This window comes from Marinobacter halodurans (assembly GCF_004327985.1).
Taxonomy (GTDB): Bacteria; Pseudomonadota; Gammaproteobacteria; order Pseudomonadales; family Oleiphilaceae; genus Marinobacter_A; species Marinobacter_A halodurans.
Genome location: NZ_SJDL01000015.1, coordinates 76,709 through 100,971, shown reverse-complemented (window position 1 = coordinate 100,971; position 24,263 = coordinate 76,709). Strand labels below are relative to the sequence as shown.

The 24,263-nt window shown below is 57.9% G+C and carries 18 protein-coding genes; 3 read left to right on the top strand and 15 right to left on the bottom strand.

Annotated elements, in window-relative coordinates; translation table 11 throughout:
* The coding region (gene tssI, locus EZI54_RS11375; protein ID WP_131482008.1) for a type VI secretion system tip protein TssI/VgrG at positions 1-763 on the bottom strand (763 nt) is incomplete at its 3' end.
* 225 nt (positions 764-988) lie between these two features.
* Entirely contained in the window at positions 989-4,432 is a 3,444-nt protein-coding gene (locus tag EZI54_RS11370) for a DEAD/DEAH box helicase (RefSeq protein WP_165495732.1), read from the bottom strand.
* A gap of 939 nt (positions 4,433-5,371) precedes the next feature.
* Between EZI54_RS11370 and EZI54_RS11365 the strand changes: the two genes are divergently transcribed.
* Both EZI54_RS11365 and EZI54_RS11360 read left to right on the top strand, forming a co-directional pair.
* Positions 5,372-6,847, top strand: a complete 1,476-nt coding sequence (locus EZI54_RS11365) for a hypothetical protein (protein WP_131482006.1) — start codon at positions 5,372-5,374, stop codon at positions 6,845-6,847.
* Positions 6,835-7,893 (top strand): hypothetical protein, encoded by a 1,059-nt coding sequence (locus EZI54_RS11360; RefSeq protein WP_131482005.1) that lies wholly within the window; start codon positions 6,835-6,837, stop codon positions 7,891-7,893. The genes EZI54_RS11365 and EZI54_RS11360 overlap by 13 nt, the downstream gene beginning before the upstream one ends.
* Here the strand turns inward: EZI54_RS11360 and EZI54_RS11355 are convergent.
* The 5 genes from EZI54_RS11355 to EZI54_RS11335 all read right to left on the bottom strand — a co-directional run bounded on the left by EZI54_RS11355 (position 7,876) and on the right by EZI54_RS11335 (position 14,778).
* Positions 7,876-8,187, bottom strand: a complete 312-nt coding sequence (locus tag EZI54_RS11355) for a CU044_2847 family protein (protein ID WP_131482004.1) — start codon at positions 8,185-8,187, stop codon at positions 7,876-7,878. The two genes, EZI54_RS11360 and EZI54_RS11355, sit on opposite strands and share 18 nt — an antisense overlap.
* 8 nt (positions 8,188-8,195) lie before the next feature.
* Positions 8,196-10,166, bottom strand: a complete 1,971-nt coding sequence (locus EZI54_RS11350) for a hypothetical protein (RefSeq protein WP_131482003.1) — start codon at positions 10,164-10,166, stop codon at positions 8,196-8,198.
* 3 nt (positions 10,167-10,169) lie between these two features.
* Positions 10,170-11,285 (bottom strand): hypothetical protein, encoded by a 1,116-nt coding sequence (locus EZI54_RS11345; RefSeq protein WP_131482002.1) that lies wholly within the window; start codon positions 11,283-11,285, stop codon positions 10,170-10,172.
* A 613-nt stretch (positions 11,286-11,898) separates the two neighbouring features.
* Positions 11,899-13,362, bottom strand: coding sequence for a malate:quinone oxidoreductase (locus EZI54_RS11340; protein WP_131482001.1), 1,464 nt, complete (start codon positions 13,360-13,362; stop codon positions 11,899-11,901).
* A 324-nt stretch (positions 13,363-13,686) separates the two neighbouring features.
* A complete protein-coding gene (locus tag EZI54_RS11335) occupies positions 13,687-14,778 on the bottom strand; it encodes a CapA family protein (RefSeq protein WP_131482000.1) in 1,092 nt (363 codons plus the stop codon).
* A 396-nt stretch (positions 14,779-15,174) separates the two neighbouring features.
* Between EZI54_RS11335 and EZI54_RS11330 the strand changes: the two genes are divergently transcribed.
* On the top strand, positions 15,175-15,612 hold the full coding sequence (locus EZI54_RS11330; RefSeq protein ID WP_131481999.1) for a COG4315 family predicted lipoprotein: 438 nt from the start codon (positions 15,175-15,177) through the stop codon (positions 15,610-15,612).
* A gap of 88 nt (positions 15,613-15,700) precedes the next feature.
* Here EZI54_RS11330 and EZI54_RS11325 read toward each other — a convergent pair whose 3' ends face one another.
* The 8 genes from EZI54_RS11325 to EZI54_RS11295 form a co-directional block, all read right to left on the bottom strand.
* Positions 15,701-16,270: an NADPH-dependent FMN reductase gene (locus EZI54_RS11325; protein WP_131481998.1), complete on the bottom strand. Its 570-nt coding sequence runs from the start codon at positions 16,268-16,270 to the stop codon at positions 15,701-15,703.
* 256 nt (positions 16,271-16,526) lie between these two features.
* Positions 16,527-16,985 (bottom strand): AtaL-like protein, encoded by a 459-nt coding sequence (locus EZI54_RS11320; protein WP_131481997.1) that lies wholly within the window; start codon positions 16,983-16,985, stop codon positions 16,527-16,529.
* Positions 16,986-17,060: 75 nt separating this feature from the next.
* Positions 17,061-17,186, bottom strand: coding sequence for a pirin-like C-terminal cupin domain-containing protein (locus EZI54_RS25280; protein ID WP_278248717.1), 126 nt, complete (start codon positions 17,184-17,186; stop codon positions 17,061-17,063).
* On the bottom strand, positions 17,147-17,977 hold the full coding sequence (locus EZI54_RS11315; protein WP_278248716.1) for a pirin family protein: 831 nt from the start codon (positions 17,975-17,977) through the stop codon (positions 17,147-17,149). The genes EZI54_RS25280 and EZI54_RS11315 overlap by 40 nt, the downstream gene beginning before the upstream one ends.
* Positions 17,978-18,243: 266 nt before the next feature.
* Positions 18,244-19,854, bottom strand: coding sequence for a BCCT family transporter (locus tag EZI54_RS11310; RefSeq protein WP_131481996.1), 1,611 nt, complete (start codon positions 19,852-19,854; stop codon positions 18,244-18,246).
* Between the two features lie 400 nt (positions 19,855-20,254).
* Positions 20,255-21,040: an electron transfer flavoprotein subunit beta gene (etfB, locus tag EZI54_RS11305; RefSeq protein ID WP_131481995.1), complete on the bottom strand. Its 786-nt coding sequence runs from the start codon at positions 21,038-21,040 to the stop codon at positions 20,255-20,257.
* The gene (gene etfA, locus EZI54_RS11300; RefSeq protein WP_131481994.1) at positions 21,030-22,319 is read right to left on the bottom strand and encodes an electron transfer flavoprotein subunit alpha; all 1,290 of its coding nucleotides are present in this window, start codon (positions 22,317-22,319) and stop codon (positions 21,030-21,032) included. The genes etfB and etfA overlap by 11 nt, the downstream gene beginning before the upstream one ends.
* On the bottom strand, positions 22,319-24,262 hold the full coding sequence (locus EZI54_RS11295) for a (Fe-S)-binding protein (RefSeq protein ID WP_131481993.1): 1,944 nt from the start codon (positions 24,260-24,262) through the stop codon (positions 22,319-22,321). The genes etfA and EZI54_RS11295 overlap by 1 nt, the downstream gene beginning before the upstream one ends.
* Position 24,263: the final 1 nt, after the last annotated feature.

Genomic DNA, 24,263 nt, shown 5'->3' with positions numbered 1-24,263 from the left:
CGTAGTCGCTGCGCTGGCTGTCCAGGTCCGCCGCATGGGCCTGGTGCATCAGGGCGTAGGCGGGGTTCCTGAAGGTGTAGTCCTTCAGGGCCACGCCGGCGACGGAGACGGTCTCGGTGTAGCTGAATTTAAAGACGCAGGGGGTCTTGTGGGAACCGCCTGAGGTGGCGTTGTAGCCTACCTCGGGGAGTTGCGGGGCATCCCGGTGATGGTCGGCGATCACGATCGGCTGACCGGCGGTGGTCGGGTCGAACCGGTAGTGCCAGCCTTCCTCGGCGGCAATCCGGGACAGGAATGCGAGATCCGTTTCCCGGTGCTGGACGCAGTATTCCCGTTCTTGCGGAGTCCGCTTCAGATCAAAGGTCTTGTCCACCAGCCCCCGCTCGTCCAGCAGGGTGCCGAGAATCACATCCGGGGTCTGTTGCTGGAAGATGCGGCTGTTGTGCATCAGGTCCAGGCGCCACAGGGCGGGTCGTACTTCCACTTCGTAGCGGGTGCGGCGGTGGCCGCTGTCGCCCCGGCTGAAAGACGTCACCACGCCCTGCACGTTGCGCAGGGCCTGGCCGTCCTGCCAGACCACCAGCTCCACGCCCTGGTCCAGCACATCGCTGGCGGCGAGGTCGGCAAAGGTGCTGGCCAGCTTGAGGGTCAGGGTAAAGGGCTGTGACAGCTGCTCTTCGAGCTTGAATTCAACGACGGCAAAGGTATCGTCGGGTAACGACCCAAGGCGGGCAGTGAACTGTAAATCGGTAGGCAGGGACATACTATCTTCCTTGAAAACAAGACGCCCGTCCTGGGCGCAACGGCTATGGGATGCTGCCGACAATATAATAGGGTTAGCCGAAAAGTCCAGACCGGGTCGAATCTATCATCACCGTGGGATACAGCGGCATGAGTCAGAGTCCTGGTCGGTCAATAGTCGCCTACACTTGACCGGGTATTGGCATGAGGTCACTGCCCCTTTTTCTATCTTCCGCAACCTCCACTTTTAAAGCCTTTGGCTCACAACCTTCATATTCCCCAGGTCTGCCCACAGCTTCCGGTTTCCAACCACATAAAAGTTCTGCTTCGCCCGTGACACCGCCACATTAAGCAGATTGACGCTGGAAGTTGCCCAGTTACGTGCACCGGTCTGGGAAGGGCCCGGTGCTCCGAGCAGTAGAATGACGCCCTTGGCTTCCTTTCCTTGAAAAGTATGGACAGTACCGATCGAATCCCTAATCCAGTCCTCAACATTGGTCATACCAAAACCTTCCAGCCGCTCCACTTCCCGGCTCATGCGCTGTCGCATTTTTTCGGCAACTCGTCTGAATGGAGTTATGACAAACAGGTCTGGGTTGCCCTCTGAGCTATCACAGGCCTCCAGCAACATTTGGCAAACTCGCTCGCCCTCTTCCGGGCACCACTTCTCTTGGGCGTTGCCAACGACATCAATCCATGCAGATTGTCCGAAGATCGATGTCAGATACGACTCCGATGGTTTCGTGGCATGAACCATAAGTTTGTTATAAGCCATACGGTTAGAGATTGAAAACATCGGATTTTCGCAACGGCGATGCACCAAAAGCGGAGCTCCGATCCAAAGCTCGCTGAGGTCGCGCTGCAATTTTGTTCCATAGGGATTGGACTCGTCCGACAGCGTTTGCACGGATGCGTGTGGCGCCATCCATTTATAGGAATCAACGCCGAAATGCCGGGAAACACTATCTACCAATTGTGGAGGTAGGGTTACCACTGGTTCAATCTGAAGCGGATCTCCAACCGATATAACCCGCCTGGCTCTTGAAATCGCACCTACTGCAGCCTGTGGTGTTGCTTGACCAGCCTCATCAATAAGTAGCCAGCCAATACATTCTTTCGGTAAACCTTTTAGCATACGACCAACCGACGCAAACGTAGTGGATATAACGGGGGTAAGCAAAAACCCGGTCGACCATATATCTGGCAGCAAATGCTGCAACTCACGTCGCAATGATCCACCGCCCAGCAAATAGAAGAAAACTCCAAGGTTTTGGCGTAGAGGTTTCGCCGCCGAATCGATGAAAGCCTTTTGCAATTTGATCGCTGCTACAAATACGTCATCACGCAGCTTGTGCGCTTCAGACGTGAAATTTGGCGCAAACCTCTGTTGCTCGTCATACTCCAACGACCAGAACTGGTCCGTAACAAGCTTTCCGCCACAAACGTCCGAATACTGCTCCAACTGCCGTAACGCAGATGCTATTTGGTCTCGAAAAAGACTTTCCTTTCTGGCTAACTCTTGAAGATCACGGCGATAGCTCGACCGCTTATGCTCAAGATCACTGACTTCACGCTTCATTTCATCCGCAACTGCTGTGAACTCGTGACCCCGTTGCACCAGCTTATTGTGGCCAATTTTCCATGTGTTCCACTTGGCTCTTGAGAGGAGTCGGACAAAGATACCGGGTTTGTTGGCCAAAGAGGTCTCTTCCGCCGCTCGGGCACTCTCCAGCTTCTCCTTAACCTCCACTAGCCTTGATTCCAATGCATGGATTTCACTCTCGATTTTTATAATCCCTTCGTTTCTTTCGTCCTGTTTGGCCATTACCTGTTCAAGCTCATGGCGAAGCTCCTGGGACGCCAAGTAGCATTCATAGGCTTTTTGGGCCTGTTGTCTCGCTTCTTCCGATGCAGCAAGAGCCTTGTGAAATTCATCCCTTGCCTTTTGCCAACGCTGCCTGGCTTCCTGTTCTGAAGCGGGAGGAGAGCTTTCCGTCACAACTTGAGGCCATACTTCCTCCCCGTCCTCATCCATTGTGGACACGTCCTGACCTGAAAGCGCTAAAAAGTATTGTCTGAGCCCACTGTCTTTATCCCACCATGCCTTATTGATGAATTCCGATCGGTTGCCTGAATTGCCCAAAACGGCAGCAACAAGGCCCCAGGTATCGGAGTTGCCACTTGCCAGCGCATCACTCACAACTTTGAAGTATTCCAAGTCACCAATGTCTTCGGCTATTTGGGAGCGCAAAGGCAGCTCCCGGCTCACATTCTCGACGGCCTTGTTGTTTGATGACGCAACGAGTAGTTCATGCCCTTTTAGAGACGGATGAAGCTCATATAAATGCACGTAGGCACTGCCCAGTTTCATTTTCCCGGCGTGCTGAAATGCTTTGCCAACATCATCAAACTTGCTAAGTGCTTTCGCACGATCCACCTGCACCGATGCAACAACATCTCTCAACAGTGTTGTTTTCCCGGTTCCGGGAGGACCATTTACAGAAAAAAGTCCACCCTCTCCAAGTTCCCGGTGACAAAGATTTATTGCTGCTTGTTGAAGCAACACAAGAGGGTAACGACCTTTACCCGGCCAGCGTGCCAATGGGGTGTATTGCGGCTCCAGGGCGTCTTCGAGGCATTTGGCATCGGATATCAGATCATGTCGGTTCGGCGGGGATTCCAGCCCCAGATACTGTGAGAGTGCTCGACTAGCATTTTTGTTATCCACTAACAACTTCGCCAGCTGAAGATCATCCAGAAAAAAGCTGTTCAGCAACGGCGTATCGGGCTCCCCTTTACTGAATGGCTGATACCGTCTTACGGCAAACGACGGCTCCTGAGTATCCTCTTCCGGAATACCACAGTTCTTGATGATCCACTGAAAGGCACGCTGGGCGACTTTAAGTGAAAATGGAACTTGACGCCCTTGGGAATCCGTTCGATATATGATTCTCTCAAGACCTTCTAGCAGTACCTTTTCTGCCAAGGCCCATGCCTTAAGTTCACCAACTTTTCCCTGAAGAGCCCGCGCGTAAGCCCAACCAAAGCTCGAAATTGACAGGCCAGTATCGGGGATGGGAATCCCCTTCTTATCCAATAAAACAGCGCCGACCGCTGCAAAACCTTTCGCTGCCGGCCGCTCGACCCGGTCATCCTGGAACACCATCAAAAGCTTCTGCATGGCGCTTTCAATATCGATTGCCCCAAGATAAACGACATAGTAGAGGTTCTTCTTCGGGCGAGATTTTTCTCCCTTAAGCCATGGTTCTTGTTCGCTTTTCAACCAGGCTACCGAGCCGTCTCCCATGACGAGGTCATTGGGCCTTTTGTAGGACTGCGGTGAGAGAGCTTCCAGGACCGTCCAGGCGTCCAGGATATTGGCCGGTTGGTCTGAGATCGGTATCTCGGGTTGTTCTTGGGCGGCCTCCGGGTCTCTCGTGACATAGGGATCCAGCGCAACATCCCAGTCGATATCTTCAGAAACATTGCGAGTTTTTGCTTCGGGATGGCGTTCAACTCCGTCACTTTTCGAGGCGTCCTCCAAGACCCGAGGATTATCAGCGATATTCTCCAAAACTGGAGCTTCTGCATTTAGCGCACCGCGGACCTTCTCAAGGAGTTTTTCCGCCCTTTGGGTAGAACGGTGGAGCAACTCCTCTTCCAGCTCCTCCAGGACCGCCATGTCGTCCATGGAATCCGAGAAAACCGTTTCTAGATCTGTGATTCTGAACTTTAAGTACTTTCTATGTGGCATAGCTTGTTATTGAACCTGCAAAGAACTGGGAGATGACACAATCACCAAATCCTGCCCTCCGAGATTTGGAAGGAAACGAGTTGAGGTGGCAGGCAGAGTGATTCAAAACGACTGGCCCTCCTGGCACAGGTTCGATTAGATAAAATCCATATCTATATATAACTTTAGCAGCTTTCGAAAGAGGGTACGGATACCGGCGTCGTCTACCTCGATATCGGCGACGAGGGCCGGTACCCGAGGCCGCGCCCAGGGCAGAAGGCAAATGGGTATTCACCGCACAAGCACAGCCCCATGCTGAGCCGCAACAGCGTCACAGATGAGAACCGGAATTGTGCTTCGGCAGTAAAGGATTCTTTATCGCCCCGAAGGCCCTTTCGACCAATTCGCTGTCAGTTCTGCTTCCCGGTTGGCAGGCTCCCCTCCAGTTATGCGCCCGTGCTGGGTTGCGCGCCGGAATTCCAAACTACCCCGAAACGCAGTGCCCCGCGCTCCACTTCCAAACGGTAAGCCAATTTGCCCAAGGAAAATGGATGATCAACGCCAACGTGTAAACAAGCTGAGTGGCGGCTGACCGACGCTGGAACTGAACAAAAAATCAACTATTCTTGCTGGTGGTGGTAAAGGATAGGCATCAACGGATTTTCAGGCCTGCCAGGAAGGAAAGGTGAATTGAGTCAGGGAGCACGAGTCCAGATGAAGCGCATACAGCACCACTTCAGGAATAATCGATCCGCAAACTGTATCGTGCCGGAAAGGGTAAAAATTCACCCTGATCCATCGTGCAATATTGCCAGCACCGCACGCCAACGTGACAAGCTGGTGCGCCTTGACTCGCGCAATCCCGGCTTGATCTACCGGTGTGCAGAATAGCCGGCCATGCCTCCCCAACTCACGCCTGAAATTACCCGGGGCCCGGAAGGCCGACCGGAGATAAGGCTCACGTATAAGTTCAATCAGTGGGACCAACGGCCCAAGTACCTCAGGCTCAAGTATCTGCGCCCCCTGCCCGGCTATGACGAAGAACGAATCCCCGCATACTATGGGTTCGATCCTGGAAACCTGCTGGGTGAATCGCCATTACCCGACTCCCCCCTTCCAGCGTTCCTGTCCTTCGACCCCAATCGAGTGGTGCGCCCTCCGCTCATCACGATAATTGCCGGCCCTGGCGTTTCGGTTGAAACCCGAAACTGGCCGGATAGCTGGACCGCATCCCTGGAAGTCCCTCGCCTGGACGTCTACCGGGTACAAAACCCAAGACTCGTCCCTAACGTGGGCGCCGATGCAACGGTCAGCGGACTGACAAGCGACTACTTCGTCGACACCTTCCCCCCTCCGGCTTGGCGTTCCGGCAATCCCATATTTGATTCCAGTGTCGCTGACGAGGAGGAGCGGTCCCTCTACTTTCTCTATCGTATGTTTCAGGATGCAGGTCTAGATGACCATATCGTGGTGACCGAATTTGAACCCATGCGCTTGCTGGAGGAAGGCCGGAATCCATTCGTGACGCGGCTTGCGTTTCTACAGCCGCCCAGTCTGCTGCAGGTTGCCCTGCAGCCGAATGGGGTCATCTTTACGCACCCCTACTCTTCGCAAATGCTGTCTATCGAAGTTCCCCAGCTTCACCGATTTTTACAAGGCGAAAGCGGTCGCGATGACCACGAAGCGCGGTTCGCATTCCGCATCAATAACGGGCACTCAAACCACCGTCGCGGCATCCTGCCTTTGGTTACCATCGTGAAGTCACCTACAGTCCGGGCCACACTGAGCTGCAATCAACGTGGTTTTATTCACGGCACCACGTCCTTGCAGGAGCGTCGAAGACGATCCCTGGTGTTTTTCGAAGTATTCAACACAGACTTCGAAAATGTGCCGCCACAAGGCGCAGACCTACCGACTCGACGATTATCGCGGGCCCGTATCGACTACATCGCGGACCCCATACTTGCGATCCTCCAGACCATCACCGACCTTGCAGTGGGCGCTGTTCCATACGTGGGTGATGCCGCCGACATTTCCGAGTTTTTCTACGCCTGCGCCACGGACCGGGATCGATGGGGCTATCGTGTATCCACGCTGGAGAAGGTTGTTATGGGCCTTGGCGCTTTGTTGCCCCTGGTGGGGTCCGGGGTACTCCGCGCCGGACCGAGACTCGCACGCACGTTTGGGCGCACCCGCCGTGCCGCCCAACGCTTGGCAAACGTAATCGACAACGCCGGATTTAGTGAATCCGAGCGTCGATTCATTATTGAGGTCGCCGATCAGCTGCGACGCCGGCGGCACGGACTCTCTGATGATCAGTGGATGGCACTTGCCGAGTTACTACAGAGGATGCCAACGACATGCAGTGTCTGATCATCGACGACCTGATCAGTGCCGAAGGAAAGATCAACCACCCGCGCGTGGCGGAGTTCTACGAGGCCTATGTGCAGCGCCAGCGTGCCGCCGGGAGACCCGTACTGGAACCTCGTGACTGGCCCCCTTATGCCCGGGGCGCCGCCTACGATTTCCTGTTTAAACTCCTGGGCGAAAACATTCGGCGTGGAGGGCGGACAAGCCTTCCCGTGCTGCTGGATCTGGCGATGATCCCCCGGCCTTCATCCATGTCCCCGGAACGTGTTTCCGACCTACTGCGGTTCCTTACCCGCGCGGACAATGCGCCCAAGACCTGGGAGCGCCTGAGCCGCTTCGACGACAGCGTCGATGCCGTGACCGAACTCCTTGCGACAGAACGACGGGTGAGCCGCGCCTATTTAAACATCCTCAAGGGCAACCTCGCCGAGGTGTTCTCAATGCCGGAACAGCTTCGCACCCTGGTACGCATCAAGGAAACCCACCCCGATGCCGTGCTGCTGGCTGGCGTACGCATTATCGATCCCTCGTCAGGAGCCTCGCGCCTTTTTTCAGACAACATCATCGCGCGATGGCGCAGCAACGGAAACCTCGAAGTATTAAGTGTGTTCGAAATCAAGTCGGGGTATCGGGGAGGTGGCGAAGCCCAGGAACAGATTTTCGAGTGGATCGAAGGCCGCATTGAAGAGGGGTTCCAGTTACACCTCCCGCGTGACGCCCGATATTACGACATTCCACGCGGCCAGGGCACTTCTGCAATCGTGACCCGAAACATGAGCGATGACATCGAAGTTCTTGTCGACAACGCCGATCAGACCGCTCAGATGGGGCGAGGATGGACGTATGTTTATGACCCAGCCGGGCATCAATCCGGTCCACGCGTTATCTCGCTGGTGTCCAGCGACCGCCAAGTGATAACCGCCTCAGGCGCGTCCCAGATGGGACTCAATCCATCTCTGGGAGTGGCGCAAGGAAGCAACATCGTGGAACTGGGCATTAGCTCCGCTGAGCTGGATTTCCTGGCTGGACAGCTATTTCTGGCGCGGTAGCGGGATATCGGGTGTTGACCCACCCCCCCAGTTCATCTCGACCTCAAAATTAGCAGGCGTTCCGTCCAGTGCGATGACGAAGTTGCCGTCATCGGACAGCCCCAGTCGAAAGCGTATGCTTACGGAGTCGGGGGCGTCGCTTTCCAACTCGGCAAGCCCTTTCCCGATCAATTTCGACAGGTCCTGTATGGTCTTCAGGAATCTCGCTCCCGCCGCTGTGTGGCCGTCAGTGGAGGAGCTGGTTTCGATGTGTATGGCTGCATTGCCATGTTCAAGAAATCGTCGTTCTGGCATGGGATCGCCTACTCCGATTCTGGATTCAAGTCTTCGGTCTGCTGGAGCCAGACCAGACTGGTGGGGACTTTGATGACGAATGTATCCGGGTCGTCGTCCCGGATCTCGACTTCGCGGTGGACGTCAGTCTCCTCAACCTCAGGGTCCACATCCTGGAGATAGGCGTTGTACAGCTCCACCTCCGACGCCGCAGATACATCGCGCAATGCGGGGACTTCGCCGGCATCACGAGACCAGATCCGCCCCGTCAACTGGTAGTAGAGCACGGCATGGGTGTATTCGGGTACAACGGGGAGCCGCACAAGCGCTGCCCCCGCTTTTAGAAAGTTCTCGAACACCGGGTCCGGGTCCGTGTAACTGGAAAGCTCAATCCATTTCTCCTTACGCCCGTGAAAGTATGGAAGTAAGCGAAACGAGAGATTGTCCCAGTCAAAGGCTTCTTCCGCGAACCCGATAATTTCTCCGTTGTCGAGGACATTGCGCTCGATCATGTCCGGCAGGCTCGGCGGGGTGTGGGAGGGATCGCCATCGGTGACGGCAACAGGCAGTTCCAGATCACCGTTCATCCACAGATCCAGGAACTGCCGCTTCAGCTCGGTTTTGATGGTAAGCAGGTTCTTGGCAGGGTTCTCACCTTGAATCTCTACACCTCCACGCACCTGCGAGGCGGCCAAACGGTCTTCGTAATCCATGACCCTGCGCCGATGCGCTGCCATGATCGCGCTGTACGTTTCCATCTGCCAGCGCGCATACACCTCGTCCGTACGCTCGCAGATCACGTTGATGTTCAAAGCAAATGTACCGACACGATTGCCCGTACCACTGATGGGGAGACTGCCCCGCTCGCGATTAAGGTCCAGTGTAAAGTTACGATCCTCCCACGGGGGGCCCAGGATGGCATGCTCCCGCCACTGCAAAATGGCTCGCTGCCCAATCTGAATCCGGCAAAAGGCGGGCCATCCGGCGTCATAAGGTGTCGCCCCGGCTGGAAAGTCATGGTTCTTCCAGGCCTTGATGACGGCCGTGTATTCACCGGTTACGGCTTCATAGTCATCCGGTAGCGGAATCGCCTCTCCATCGAGAATCCAGTCTATCGATGGATCCAGCTCCTTGGCGAGAGAATAGGATACGACTACAGTCTCCGCAGGCGGAGGCTTGACCCCATCGGCACCCACCATGCTAGCAAGGTATCCGTAGTTGGCTTCCAATACCTGGTTAGGACGCAATGGGCCAGGATCGCCAGTGCGAAGCCTGCTTCCGTCAAACCAGAATTCCACCCCACCTATCTCGAATGTGGGAACCCTGGGCTCGGCAGGCTTTTCGGGAATAGCACGATTTTCCAGGCTCCATGTCCTGGCAAACAGGAACATGCGGGCAGGCTCTGGTATCACCACTTCGTAGAAGAGACGCTTACCGTAATTGACCGGCTTCACTCGATAGTACTTGTCCACCCATCGATACACGCCAACGACGTGGTCGGGGCTGTCGTTCTCGAATTTATGTTCATTGATTTCTTCGGTTTCTATGCGCTCGATGTCTTCCCGCTCTGTCCTGGCCCGCTCTTTGATTCGCTCCATGGCCTTTTCAGTAATCTCCTTGGAATACTTCTGGGCCGCGCGCTCCGATTCTGTCTCGGATGTATCCCGATCGTACTTGGCATAGGCAGAGACCTGAACCGGGCCAAACCCACCGGACACCTCAAGCCCCGCAGAAAACTTCTCCTGGGTCTTAACCTCCTGTTTGATCTCGTTTTCCAGCTCAAAGCGCTCTGTCGTTTCCAGATCGTGGCGAGACTCTTCTTCGACTTCTGTCTCCTCGAGCCTGCGAGTTTCGATCTGGTGGAGTTGTCGGTGATTCCTCTTGCGGTGCTCTTTCCCCATGACGTTTTCAATGTGGGCAATCTCGCCCGGCTGATAACGCTCAAGGCGCTTTTTGAGGACAATCAGGTCTCCGATACCAAACGGCTTTAGAGTGGGCATGAATCACTCCTGCTTGAGCTGTCTTACCTTTCGGCGAATGCGGACAAACGCGCCTTTTTCCCAGGCAATGGCTTCGCGCGTGTTATGGTGTGCAGCCTCAGACATCTTGCTGGTGATGAGTTCATTCAGCAGGCTCATCAAGACCAGTGCATCACCGTTCACATCCAGCCTGAAACGGCGAAGGATCTCCCGTACCGCTGGGTCCTTGATGTCATCTTCAGCTAACTCGTGCACCTTGGTTGATGCCGCCCCCCTGACCACGTGGGTTAAGCCAATAACCGTTTTAGACTTGGTTTTCTGGCCCCTCTCTTCGATCGCCTCCTCTCGTAGTTGCTGGCCCTCGTCTGCAAACGCGCGTTGCGTGGATTCCACCAATCGTCTCCTACGAGCCTTTACGGCCGTCCGGACCGCACCAAGCGCTTCGACAAGCTCTCGCACCTCTTCCGCTGCCTGGACGTGACTGTTGGTGGATACAGAAGGCTGGCCTGAGACCGGCGGCGAGTCATCTATGCCGGAAGCAAGATGTGCACTGGAAGCCTGCTTCGTATTGGCATCCGTTAATCCGGCAGGAATGGCAGCTCTCCGTGCTCCCAGGTCGAGTTCCGCTATGCTGAACCCTGGATCGGAGGCACGTTCAACACCGTAAATCAGACGAATAATTTGCAGTAAGGCTCGACTTTGGCGCCCATAATCACGACTGGCAAACAAACTTGCGCAGTAACTGCTCCATACCTGGTTCACCAATGGAGCACTGCTCCACCCTTCCGGAAAACTGTCATTAGGAGTGGCTAGCTGCTCCAGTAACGCATCGGCCCGATTCTTGAATTCGTCCGCAGCTACGGTTTTATCCCGAACCAAACTTTCAACATCGGTCAGCCACGTACGCGGTGCGCTATCCAGTCGATAAAGAAAGTAAGCCCCCTGCCCGATAAAGGCATCAGACGCGTTGCGAAGACGATCACGAAATGGAAGCTTCTGGTCCGCCGCACTCACAAGCTTTTCCAACGGTTCTGTTGAGCCTTCAGGCGCGGGAATGGGCATGGATGACTCTTCAACTCCGGAACTTGCTGGGACCGGGGCCCGCAAAGAAACAAACTTGAAGACGGTTTCGTTTGACATGTGTCGCTCCTAGGAAATGAGCGAACAAAGCATGAGTACGCCCTTAAAGACACGAACGCTCTCGGGTGGTGGGTATGGTGGAGCAGCGACTCGCTCACCATTGCTCGCTTGAGGGGAAGAGATATTCCATGAGCCCATGACAGGAAGCCTCCGTTGCCAACCTGGGCGTTCAATAATTAATCAATGTGGACCCAAATCTGCAGAGGGTCAAGCTCCCGCCCGCTTCGCATAGACAGGGCCGTGACCTTCGGAGCAATTCACAATCAAGGGGCGACTTTGCCGGAATGTCTGGATTTTTCTGCATTTCATCACTCTCGGCGCCGACCGCCAGATTTCTTCACAAGCGGCCTCCTCTCCCGGCGTAAAGCCAACCGAACACGATGAACAACTGCTGCTGGACGATGTTCACAAGCAAGGCCGACTGGATAACTCTTCGGCCTAGAGGGTAATGGACGCCTCCCACAACCGTGCCGCCTACCTACTGAAAAAACTGCTACGAGACGTACGGTTGGAACGGCATGGAGAGAGGCGCTGGGCTTACTACACGCTCCCAGGGAGCGGCCCGATCCACGGAGCCACTCAGGCGTGATCTTGCTAACTAAAGCCCTCGGCTTTATTCCGCCATGGTCCGTTTGATCCCCAACGTCCCGTTAACGGCATCCCGAATTTCACGGTAACGATCGGGCTGATTGATCAGCGTCTCCAGGTCGTCCTCGGGAAACATCTCTTTCAGTTTCGCCTGGGCCGCCTCTTTCTTGAAGAGGGCGGGCAGCAATTGCTCGAGGCAGCGCAGCATCACTTCGGGCGATACCGAGGCGCCGGGCGATGCCCCGAGTAACGTGCCATAGGTTTTGTCGCTGGACACAAGGATCTCCGTGCCCATCTGCAAATCGCCGTCCCGGATAATCTGCACGCGCTGGCCAGCTATAAGCTGCTTCCACTGGAACTTCTTACTCATGCCGGGCGCGAACTCTTCCAGCTCTTCAAGCATGCTTTTCTCGCCCTTAAAGGTCTCTGACACGAGATACTTCACCAGCGGGAAATGCTCGATGGCGACGTTGAGCAACCCGGGAATGTCATGCAGGCGCATCGAGGCGAGGTAATCGAGGAACCCGCGGCCTTTCTCAAGTACCGGCTTGAAAGACGCGAACGGACCGAACAGCAAGTAGTATTGGCCATCCGCCACCCGCAGATCCAGATGCGGCACGGACATCGGAGGAGCGCCCACTTTCGCTTTGCCATAGGTCTTGGCGCGGTAACGGGCCGCTTGTTCCTTCGTGATCGGCGCCTGCAGGAATCGCCCGCCTACGGGAAAACCGGTAAATCGACTGCCGAACGGCAAGTGGCTTTTCTTGAGGATGGGAAATGCGCCACCACCGGCACCGACGAAGAGGACGTCGGCCTTGTGCCGAACCGACTGACCACCCTGCTCCGTCTCCACCAGCCAACTTCCGGATGGGCTGCGATGCACGCGCTTGACGTGGGTGCCGTATTCGATTTTTACGCCAAGATGCTCGGTGGCGTAGGTTGCCATTTGTTCCGTCAGGGCCCCGAAATTGACGTCGGTGCCGGTTTCGATAACGGTGGCCGCCATTTTCTGCTGCTGGGGCCTTCCCTCCATCAAGTAAGGAATCCAGCGTTTTATTTCGTCAAAATCCTCGGAATACTGCATCTGCTCGAAGAAATGATGGGCGGACATTTCCTTGAAACGCAGTCGCAGTTCGTCGATGGCCGGTTCGGGCACTATCGTGCAGTGTTTGGTTTGGTTGATGAACGACCTGGGATCCTTGATGGCGCCCTTCTTGATCAGGTACGCCCAGAACTGTTTCGCCACGTTGAACTGGGCGTGGATCTTCAGGGCTTTTTCGACCGAGATGACCTCTTCATCCACGGGGGTGTAGTTGAGCTCACAATTGGCTTCATGTCCCGTGCCTGCATTGTTGAAAATCCAGGAGTTTCCACCACCGGGACCGTCCAGCCTTTCCAGGATCGTGACATCCAGTTCGGGTGCCAGCTCCTTTGCCAGGGTGGCAAACGTGGTTCCCATGATGCCCGCACCAATGATGATCACATTCATAAGGTCTACTCGCCCGTTTCAGGTTTTGTGATGTCCGCAGACAATATCCTGCGTTAAAACTACCACGCTTCCGTCGCCATTGATAACCGCCTGAAGACTCTCCACTTTTTTATGGGTTGGAAGGAAGTAGGCAGGAAGTGCGCCCCGAATCGCCTTGCGCCAGCCGCCTAAGGCATTCCGGGTTATGATAGACATCCGGCCATTCATCGCCGATCAAACGCTCACCATTATCGGCGACCAGGCGCCGGCCTGTTCACTCACCTGTTCGACCTTGCCCGGCTCCTCGAACAGATGGGTGGCGCCGGAAACACGGTTCGCGTTGCCCTATCCAGTCAGTTCAAGCATGCCATTGCCGCTGTTTCGGATACTGACCGGCCCAAAGGCCCGACTGGCAACGGCCAGCCGATCGCCCAGCCAGTCCACATGCCCCTCCGCCGGGCGATGCAGCGTGAAGCCACCGGTTTCCAGTACGGCCATATCAAGACGCTGAAGGTCGCCACGCTCATCAAGCTCGGGAAAATAGATGACTCGCAGATTGGGACGAAAGGCCTCGTATCCCGAAATGCCCTCGTAATCATTGATCAGGTCCCCGCAGCCATAGAGAATCAGCTTATTGCGATAGATCTCGACGCCCATGGGGTGATGGGAGGAATGGCCGAAGACGATATCCGCGCAGGCTTCATCGATCAGCCTGTGAGCGAATGCCCGATGCGCTTCCGGCACCGAGTATCCCCAATTCCCGCCCCAGTGGACTGAAAAGACGACCACATCGTCTTCCCGACGCCGCGCTTGGATAGCCCGCCTGACGTCCGCTGTGGTTCGTGGCGAATAATCACGAAGTAAACAGACTCCGGGCTGATGGGAACCGGCAGCCCAGGCGGGATCAATGCCACTGCTGTCATGGCCGCCGGCACAGACCAGTACCCGCCCCCGGCCAGCGGGCCGCACGGTTGGCGCCGATGCTTCGCCGAGATCCCTGCCTGCCCCCGCGGTCCCGATGCCAGCGTCCCGCAGGACGGCCAGTGTCTCCACCAGCCCGCCTTCCCCCCAATCCAGGACATGGTTATTGGCCAGGGTGCAGATATCCAGTTGCGCCGCCTGCAGGCAGGCCACATTGGCCGGATGCATCCGATAGTGGATCCCTTTGGGCTGGCGATCATCGCTCGTGGTGACCGCTGTTTCCAGGTTGGCAATCCGGACATCGGGGGCCATTTCCCGAATCAATGGCAGCGCATCGCCCCAGATGTATTCAGGACCGACCTGACGGGGAATGGGGCCATGACGCTGTTCCGCCAGGGTGATGTAATCCTGGGCCGATCGCACGAAAGACTCGAACAGGACCGGATCGACGGATTGAGGCATGATCTGGTCGATCCCCCGACCGGTCATGACATCCCCGCATAGCATAAGACGCATGCCGCTTGTCCTCCTTGCTTTGACGGCCGTTTCAGTCGTAGCGATAACCGTGCAGGGCCACCCCCCCCTCCGGTAATCAGCGATCAACGGTGTCGCAATCAGGTATTGTTCACGTTCAGGTTCATACGCCGCCCTCCCAATAGCAACCGGGCCGAGTGCAAAACAGGCTGATACACCTGATCTGGGCATGTCGGTGTCCGTCTGGCTTGATTGGCATCGACATCAAGCAGGTGCGTAACCCGAACCTGGAAGTGCGCCGGATCCCGCTATGGTGCTGTGCTTCCTGGCAGATACCCCTACGGAGGATGGCACCGCACTCCAGACGGCCCCTATACTGGTAACGGTCCGGATGCGGTGCTACCGTGAAAAAGTCACTTCATTGTTCTCGGAGGGCATATGAAAGTGAATCAAAACCCCCTGCTTATTCTGGGCCTGGGTGGGTTCCTCACCCTGTCCGGTGCTGCCCTGGCAGATTCCCCCACTCTCAATACCAGCGTCAACGATCAGTTGGGCACCTACCTGGTGGATGGTGAAGGACGCAGCCTCTATCTGTTCGAGGCGGATGAAGATGGGACCAGTCACTGCAAAGACGCCTGTGCAGGCGCCTGGCCGCCGCTGCTAACGGATGGCAATCCCAAAGCGATGGGTGACGTCGATTCGGGCGCTATCTCGACGGTCCAGCGAGCCGACGGCACAACGCAGGTGACATATGGTGGCTGGCCGCTGTACTACTTCGTCAAGGATTCCAAACCCGGCGATGTAAACGGTCAGGATGTACACGGCTTTGGCTCCGAGTGGTACCTGGTTGCGCCGGGCGGCGGCAAAGTGGAATAAGGTTCATTTCCGCCCGATACCGTCCAGCGTCATCGCGGGGCAGTATCGGGCAATTGGCTATAGGCTTATGGGGCCATGCGCGCGACGATCAGCGACTGCGCATCGGCTTCATCGCTTCCGCCCATTTCAGAAGCTCCTTGAGCAGGGCCTCGCCCGAATCCTCGTGGTGTTCGTTGGCCTGGAACCGGCCGTCCTCGCCGATCAGCGTCCAGGGCATTTGAACCGTTACCCCTTCAAACATCGGCATCATCTTGACTGCCGTCACCCATTGCTTGGCCAGTTGGGCTGACCGCAACCCGCCGGAAACACCACCGTAGCTGACAAATCCTGCGGGTTTGTAATTCCATTCCGAGTAGACGTAATCCAGGGCGTTTGTGAAAGATGGCGGCGGACAGAAGTTGTATTCAGGGAGGACGAAAATATAGGCGTCGGCCTTGGCGACACTTCGGGACCAGGCCTTGGTATGGTCGTGTTCGTATTTCTGCATGCGGGGGTGGTTCGGCTCATCGTAGACCGGCAACTGGAAATCGGCCAGGTCGACCAGTTCGCAGTCAAACAGGCCCTGGCTTTGCGCAAACCCGTGGAACCAGTTGGCGACGGCAGGCCCCACGCGGCCCGGTCGGGTGCTGCAGATGATGATCTGGAGTTTGAGGCTCATCGTCTTCTCCTTAGGTTTCTGGCATTTGCAAAGAGCGAACGCAGTGACGATGCGCCCGGCACTGGCATAGGCAGACAGCGTCAGGAATGCAACGCAAACATCCGTGACGACCCCGGCAACACGCCGGGGACTGCTGCCCGCCATCAGGGCCTTCCTGGACTTCCTGTCGGAATCCCTGGACGACGTGGACTTCCAGGTTCCCGAGAACACCCGGTAACAATTGCGGAGCCCTGTCTGGCGCCTGATTAGCCACCGCCTAATTGAGCGTCACGCGGTCCCGGATGATCCGGATCGTGTCGATATCCGTGGCGATATAGGCCTGTTGGACGAACAGATCATAAGGCAGCTCTTCGCCCATATCCTCCACATACCGGGCCCAGTAGCGAAAGCGCACGAACAGGGCGTCGGGTTCCGGCTCCTCGATGGTCATCGTCAGGCTGCCCCCGGCGACTTCAACCGTCGGAATGATGTCGTACTGCACGCTATGCGGCTCGTCGAAGGTGACCACGTCGTGCACCACGACCCCGGGCAATTCCAGCCGCCGTTTGAGCTGGTCTTTGGACTGCCATTCGAGGTCGAACTCGTCCAAGCCGATCAGGAAGCGATGGGGCTCGGTTGCCCTCAGGGCAATGCCGTCCCAGAGCTGTGCCCGGGTGATGTTGGGAATGTTGTCGTCAGTGAGATCGTTGACCTGTACCACATGTTCAAACTGCATGGCCTGCCTCTCCGGTTGAGGCTCCACATGCCTGGCGGTTTCTCGCACTGACAGGTGGAACCAAAGGAAGCGGCTTCATGTTCCCGGCAGTGGAATGAACTCTTCCTCGTCTCCGGGAACCAGCGGGAAACGGCCAGCTTTCCAGTCCGACTTGGCCTGCTCTAACCGATCTTTACTGCTGGAGACGAAATTCCATTCCATGAATCGGGCGTAAAGGGCTCGCCGCCGATCAGCGCGATACGGGATTCTTCCGTCGCTGTCACCTCAATACCCGGTTGCGGTCCGAATACCGCCATCGAGTGTTCGGGAATAACCGACTCCTTGGCCTTCAGGGCGCCACTGGCCACATAGACCGCCCGCTCGCTGGCTTCCGGCAACAGTAGCGACTGCCCCGCCTGCAGGTGGGCTTCAACATACAACGTATCGGACAGGATCTTCACCGGCGATGTGGCACCAAAAGCCGATCCCATGATGACCCGCACCGGCACGCCTCCGACATTCAATGCCGGGATATCGGCACTGGGGTAATGATGGAAAGCCGGCTCAACCTCCTCTTTGTCCTCAGGCAAAGCCAGCCATAGCTGGAGGCCATGCAAGAGGTGGTCGGTCGCTGTGACTTCCGGCCGCTCACGTTCGGAATGCACAATCCCCTTGCCGGCCACCATCAGGTTGATGTCGCCCGGGCGAATCGGCTGGACGCTCCCGAGCGAGTCCCGGTGGAGAATTTCGCCCTCGAACAGATACGTCACGGTAGCAAGGTTGATGTGGGGATGGGGGCGCACATTGATGCCGGATCCCGCAGGAAAACGGGCCGGCCCCATATGGTCAAAAAAGATCCACGGGCCGACCATCTGGCGTTCCCGTGTCGGCAGGACGCGTCTCACGGAAAAGCCGCCAAGGTCTCTGTCCCTGGGCTGGATCATCAGTTCGATTGCGTCACAGGAGCTGTCGACGGTGCAGTCGGCCGTCACCGTATTGCTGAGATTGCTCATGTTTAGCCTCGGGCTTGAGTAAACCGGGAAGCAACACGAAGGTGGCTTCTGTTACTAAACATAGCGGAAAGAAAGCGGGGGCAGTAGCGAAACATCATGAACACAGCGTTCTATGGATGAGACGCTTCAGGTTCGGCCTTTTAACATCCTGTAGCGGTACGGTTGGCTTGCACGCTCAAACCGGGACTCCGGGAAGGCCCCGAACTCCGTCAAGGGAAAAGAGCCAGTAGGGCCAGCCCTTGGGGCCGGCCCTACTGGCCTGTCTATCAGGCCCTGGCCTTGGTGTACTTCAGTCTTCTGGCGTCATCCGCCAGTCCCTTGTACAGACTGATGCACATCAGTATCAGGATGACGGCAAACGGCAGTCCCGCCGTAACCGCCCCCGCCTGGAGGGCCTTCAGGGCCTCGGAGCCGCCGCCATACAGGAGCGCGGCTGCAATCAGGCCTTCCAGCGTGGCCCAGAAGACACGCTGGGCGACGGGAACATCTTCCTTACCGCCGGCCGTAATGCCATCGATCACCAGGGATCCCGAATCCGAAGACGTGACGAAGAAGACCATAACCAGCACGATAGCCAGGAACGAGATGAATGATGTCATTGGCATGCTTTCCATCATCTGGAACATCGCCAGGGGGACTTCCGTCAGTCCCTGAGCCAAGGCACCGGTGCCGGCCTGGATCTCGTCGATGGCATTGCCGCCAAACGCAGTCACCCAGACGCCACAGACAATCGTAGGAACCACCAGCACGGCCAGCATGAATTCACGCACGGTCCGGCCTTTGGACACCCGGGCGATGAACATGCCGACAAACGGCGACCAGGAAATCCACCAGGCCCAGTAGAAAACCGTCCAGCCGTGGAACCAGGATTCATCCTCACGCCCGACCCAGTTGCTCAGCGGGCCAATGTTCTTGATGTATGAGCCGAACAGTTCAAGCAGGTTGGAGAAGAAGCCGGTAATGGAACCCAGCGCAATCACCGCGCCCAGGAGAATGAAGGCGATGATCATGTTGATGTTGCTGAGCAGTTTGACACCGCCTTCCAGACCACGGACGACGGAGAAAATGGCGATCGATGTGATGAACGCGATCAGGGCGATCTGGGTTCCGATACCATTCTCCACAATGCCCAGATAGGCCAGACCACTGGCCGCCTGTTGAGCCCCCAGGCCCAGTGACGTTGCGAGACCAAAAATCGTGGCCAGTACCGCCACGATATCAATGGCGTCCCCGATGGGCCCCCAGGTACGACTGCCAAGAATCGGATAGAACGCCGAACGCACGGTCAGGGGCAAGCCCTTGTTATAGGCAAAGAAGGCCAGGGACAGACCGACAATCCCGTACATCGCCCAAGGATGAAGACCCCAGTGGAACATCGTGGCCCCCAAAGCCAGGGATTTGCCTTCTGGTGTGAGGGCCTGGACGCCCAGTGGGGTACCATACCAGTCGGTATAGTAGGCAACCGGTTCAGCCACGCTCCAGAACATCAGGCCGATACCCATGCCCGCGGCGAACAGCATGGCAAACCAGGACATCGTGGAAAATTCCGGTTTGGCACTCTCGCCGCCAATGCGAATCTTACCGACCGGCAGGAAGATCAATGCAAGACAGAAGATGACGAACAGGTTACCGCCCGCCATGAACAGCCAGTCAAAATGGGCAATGGCCCAGTTTCGAGCGTCAAGCAACATGCCATTGGCCGCTTCCGGGGCCAGCAAGGTGCCGATAACAAAGATAAGGATCAGGACGGCACTGATACCAAATACCGGGTTATGGATATCAAATCCGGCAATTTGGACGTTATCCTGCCCGATCTGGTAGTCGACGTTGTCATAGCGACTGCCGACTTCGACCGCAGGTTTTGCGCGTTCGGTCATGGGGGGATTCTCCGAGTGCTTCGTTATTATTGACTTCTAGTGGAACCGGAATTCATCTCGAATAAGCCCTGCGTGGCCTGAGTTTAGGGGTCGCAGCGACTATGGGGCATCAGCTGATCCGATCTGTTCCGGGTATCAGTGATGTTATGGAATTGGGGACCGGTACAGATTCCCAACTGCGACATGGAAGGGAGGTTGCGTGTCTTAAAACGGCAACTGCAAATTTCGGGTGCGGCGCGTTATCCAGTGTCCCGTTTTGTTAATTCGCTGACCTACTGCGTACCGCTGGCGCCTCTGGCCAAGGCGCCAGTCCGCCGGTGTGGTGGTTACACATCAAGGGCTGGCAACGCCGGTCCACAGGCACCGGAGGTGCGCCCTTCGGGAGTGCCTGAACGGGACACTAGCGCACCACACCTTCCGAAATCAGCAGGTCCATGATGGCCGTTGCTTTTTCCAAGTCTGTTCCATCCCTGAGAACGGAACCGCCCTGCCCCTGGGGCTTGGCCGTAGCCGCCTTGAAGCGATCGGCCGCGGATTTGGCCTTTGCAACGTGCAGGCGCTTGGGTCGGGGTTTGGCCGGGTGGGACTCCCATTCCAGACGGGCCTGGTCAACCGGGGCATCGATGACTTCGTCGACCAGCTTACCGCGCCGGGCCGCTCCAAAGGCATACTGCCGGGCCTCGGCGGCCGCGTTGTCGACCGTTGCGATGAACGGCAGTGGAACCCTCAACAGCCGGCGCTGACCGCGAGGCAGGGCTTGCAGGACCTCCGCCTTGCCACCTTCCACCTTCTGGATGTCGGCGATGTGCGACACCAGCGGCCACCCCAGGTGCTCGGCCAGCAGGTACGGCACCATGCCCGATGCCTCGCCCTGCTCTGCATGGATGCCCGTCAGGACGATGTCCAAATCCGTCCCTTTCAGGTGGTCAACGAGCACCGGTACGGCATCGGCATTTTCATCGGCGTTAAGCAGCGTGATTTCCGGCAGGCCCATCCCCAGGTACTGGCCCAGACCGCTGTCACGGTGGCCGGTCCCGACGTGGATGACCCTGGCCGCCCGGCCGGTCATTTTGAGAGCCAGTTCAACCGCGCGAGCATCCTGGCTGGCCCGGCGGGAACGGCCCGACTTGGGGTGTTGCCCGTTGGACACCAGGGAGGCTACTTTCAGGTCGGAATCAGGCCACATGGCGCGCCTCCTCTGTCAAATCAATGGCTGCGTCTCCGGTACCGCCCTGGCGGGCTTCGGCCAGGCGTAGCAGTTCCCCGAGAATGGCCTGGCTATCCCCGATGACGCTGAGGTCGGCCCGTTTGATCATGTCGCAACTGTCGTCGAGGTTGATGGCGACAACCTTGTCGCATTGACCGATCCCCTGTAGATGCTGGATGGCGCCGGAGATCCCGATGGCCACGTACACCCGGGCAGTCACCCAGGTCCCGGTGGCCCCCACCTGTCGGTTGCGGGGCATATGACCATCGTCTACCGCCACCCGGCTGGCCCCTTCGGTGGCGCCCAGCGCTGTTGCAACTGCGTGGAATTGATCCCAGTCCCGGATACCGTTGCCTGCGGACAGGATAAACTCGGCTTCACCGAGCGCGATCTTGCTCGGATCCACGTCCACCTGGCCGAGATCCTCGATCAGCGCACTGACCTCAGGAATCGACGCCAGCTCTATCGGCCTGGCTTCGTGCCGTGTTTCGTCGACGGGCAAGGCACATTCCTCGGCCAGCAGCAGGACCCGCGCCGTGGGACGATGCCAGTCCGTCAGTTGGCTGCCGCCACGACACACCGTCTGCTGTGCATCCACCTTCCAGGCGTGGACCGCAGGCCGCTCGCCCAACCGGGCCGCCAGGCGCGAGCCCAGATCGGCGCCGCCGTGGATCGAATCCGGGAACAGCCAGAAGCGCGGTGACAATTCGGCTTCAACGGCTTCCAGCACCGCCAGTTTATGCTCCGGGCAGTAGCCGGAAAGCGACTGCCCCTGGAGTTCGGTCAGGGAGACCAACCGGTCGGCACCGGCAGCTTCAAAGTTGGCCTCGCGGGCTTCACCCAAGGCAACCGCCACCACGGCGCCCTGCTCTTCGGACCCCTTGGCCAGTATCCGGGCCTGTCCGAGGATGTCCCTGTCGTGGCTGCTGAGACGACCGGCGACCAGGTCCACCACAACGGCCACGTAGAAATCAGGATGCTCGACCCGGTGCAGCGGCAGTTCCACCTCGGTACTGGCGGAACGGCCCCGGGCACCCGACGACAGGCCCGAAGCGCCGCCGGACAGGCCCGCGCTGCGATCAATACGCTTGATGCCCTGGGGGCCGATGAAGCCCACCGCATGCGGATTCTTTCGCAACAGACCGGTTGGACCACGTGTCGGCCCGCTGTGCGCCGCCACCAGCACGTCGTGCTCCGGATGCAGGCGGTTACGCAGGATCCATTCCGCTCGGGGATCACGTCTTGGAGCTTCGCTCATCAGTGCACCTCCTCAGCCAGGGACGGCCCGGCCGTCGCCGTCGAAGCCGGCGTCGCGTCCACGACCAGACCGTCCGCAACCAGTTCTGCCAGGTCCCGGATCTCGGGCCGGGGTTCGACCACCCCTTCGAGCATGGCCGTGCACTGCTGGCAAGCCACAGCAATGGTCTCCGCCTCTACCTTGCGAGCATCATCAACCCGCATGTCGGCAATACGGTGTTCACCCGGAATGTCTGTAATCGGGGCACCGCCACCGCCGCCGCAGCAGCGTGAACGGTAACCCGAACGCTCCATTTCGCTGACCTGGATGCCCAGCGCTGCCAGCAACGCACGGGGGGACTCGTATTCACCGTTGTAACGCCCGAGATAACAGGGGTCGTGATAGGTGACGGTGCCGCCCTTGAACCGGTCCAGGTTAATGCGGCCCTGTTCGACCAGTTCGTTGATGAACGTGCTGTGGTGCATTACGTCGTAGTGGCCGCCGAAGTCGCCGTACTCGTTCTTGAGCACGTGGAACGCGTGGGGGTCGGTGGTCACGATCCGTGTAAAACGGTATTTGCTCAGCGTCGCAATATTGTGCCGGGCCAGGGTCTGGAAGGTGGCATCGTCACCGAGGCGTCGGGCCACGTCTCCGGAATCACACTCTTCGTTACCGAGCACCGCAAAATCCACGTTGGCCGCTTTCAGGATCTTCACGAAGGCACGCAGGATCCTTTGACTGCGCATGTCGAAGCAGCCGTCGCTCACCCAGAACAGCACCTCGGCTTCCTGTTTGTCGGCCATCAACGGCAACGCCAGGTCGGCCGCCCAGTTCATCCGGCTGTTGGGCTCGTAGCCGCCGGGATTGTCGGTGGCGATCAGGTTGTCGAGGACCTCGGCGCCCTTGTTCGGTGTTTCGCCGCGTTCCAGCGTCAGGTGTCGGCGCATATCGACGATGGCATCGACATGCTCGATCATCATCGGGCATTCCTCGACACAGGCCCGGCAGGTCGTGCAGGACCAGAGCGTCTCGGCACTGACCAGTCCGTCGACGATCGGCTGATGCGGGTTGCCCTGGGCCTGCCCCACGTCGCGTCCCGGGTACGGGCTGCCGGCATAGTGGGCATCGCTTCCGCCGGCGAGACCCACCACCATGTCCTGAATCAGCTTCTTCGGGTTCAACGGCTGGCCTGCCGCGAAGGCCGGACAAACGGCTTCGCATCGACCGCACTGGACACAGGCGTCAAAGCCCAGCAACTGGTTCCACTTGAAATCCGACGGCTTGGCGACGCCCAGCATGCCGTCCAGATCGACCGGTTTGAGGCCGGTTGAACGTCCACCGCCAAAGCGTTCCGGGCGGCGATGGAAGGCCAGGTGCAGGGCGCCGGCAAAGGCATGCTTCATGGGGCCGCCCCAGCCCATGCCGAACAGCAACTCGGCCAGCCCCAGGGTAACGCCGATCAACAGCACACCGGTGAGCACCCAATGGCCGAAGTTTTCCGGGAGCAGGTCGGATGCCAGCAGTGTCAGCAGGAAGAAGGATACCGAGAACGTCAGCAGGCTTTTCGGCAACCGCATCCACGGTCCCTTTGACAGGCGGGCCGGTGGGTTGCGGCGGCGCCGATAGACGAAGACGGCGCCGGTAAACATGATGACGGTAGCCGCCAGCAGCGGAATGGTGAGCCAGCGGCTATCCAGCCCGAACACATGCACCGGGATGATCAGCAGCATGGACAGCACGAACCCACCGGCCGTGGCGACGTGGGTGTTGGACATCACCTTGTCACGGGCCACCACATGGTGCAGGTCGACCAGGTAGCGGCGCGGCATGGCCATGAGCCCGGCGATCAGACTGACCGGTTCGGGCCGACCCGCCCGCCACAGGAGAATGCGGCGAAGCGCTCCGATCGCGAACAGGCCGAGCGCGGTGATCACCAACGCGGGAAGCAGCCATTCAGGAAGCATG

Bases quoted from the DNA above. Each gene is read 5' to 3' on its own strand.
- EZI54_RS11340 (WP_131482001.1), bottom strand. From the start codon at position 13,362: ATGAATGTGATCATCATTGGTGCGGGCATCATGGGAACCACGTTTGCC.
- EZI54_RS11365 (WP_131482006.1), top strand. From the start codon at position 5,372: ATGCCTCCCCAACTCACGCCTGAAATTACCCGGGGCCCGGAAGGCCGA.
- etfB (WP_131481995.1), bottom strand. From the start codon at position 21,040: ATGTGGCCTGATTCCGACCTGAAAGTAGCCTCCCTGGTGTCCAACGGG.
- EZI54_RS11315 (WP_278248716.1), bottom strand. From the start codon at position 17,977: ATGAGCAATCTCAGCAATACGGTGACGGCCGACTGCACCGTCGACAGC.
- EZI54_RS11295 (WP_131481993.1), bottom strand. From the start codon at position 24,262: ATGCTTCCTGAATGGCTGCTTCCCGCGTTGGTGATCACCGCGCTCGGC.
- EZI54_RS11310 (WP_131481996.1), bottom strand. From the start codon at position 19,854: ATGACCGAACGCGCAAAACCTGCGGTCGAAGTCGGCAGTCGCTATGAC.
- EZI54_RS11370 (WP_165495732.1), bottom strand. From the start codon at position 4,432: ATGGACGACATGGCGGTCCTGGAGGAGCTGGAAGAGGAGTTGCTCCAC.
- EZI54_RS11335 (WP_131482000.1), bottom strand. From the start codon at position 14,778: ATGCGTCTTATGCTATGCGGGGATGTCATGACCGGTCGGGGGATCGAC.
- EZI54_RS11345 (WP_131482002.1), bottom strand. From the start codon at position 11,285: ATGTCAAACGAAACCGTCTTCAAGTTTGTTTCTTTGCGGGCCCCGGTC.
- EZI54_RS11355 (WP_131482004.1), bottom strand. From the start codon at position 8,187: ATGCCAGAACGACGATTTCTTGAACATGGCAATGCAGCCATACACATC.
- etfA (WP_131481994.1), bottom strand. From the start codon at position 22,319: ATGAGCGAAGCTCCAAGACGTGATCCCCGAGCGGAATGGATCCTGCGT.
- EZI54_RS11350 (WP_131482003.1), bottom strand. From the start codon at position 10,166: ATGCCCACTCTAAAGCCGTTTGGTATCGGAGACCTGATTGTCCTCAAA.
- EZI54_RS11320 (WP_131481997.1), bottom strand. From the start codon at position 16,985: ATGCAGTTTGAACATGTGGTACAGGTCAACGATCTCACTGACGACAAC.
- EZI54_RS11325 (WP_131481998.1), bottom strand. From the start codon at position 16,270: ATGAGCCTCAAACTCCAGATCATCATCTGCAGCACCCGACCGGGCCGC.
- EZI54_RS11360 (WP_131482005.1), top strand. From the start codon at position 6,835: ATGCAGTGTCTGATCATCGACGACCTGATCAGTGCCGAAGGAAAGATC.
- EZI54_RS11330 (WP_131481999.1), top strand. From the start codon at position 15,175: ATGAAAGTGAATCAAAACCCCCTGCTTATTCTGGGCCTGGGTGGGTTC.
- EZI54_RS25280 (WP_278248717.1), bottom strand. From the start codon at position 17,186: ATGGAATGGAATTTCGTCTCCAGCAGTAAAGATCGGTTAGAGCAGGCC.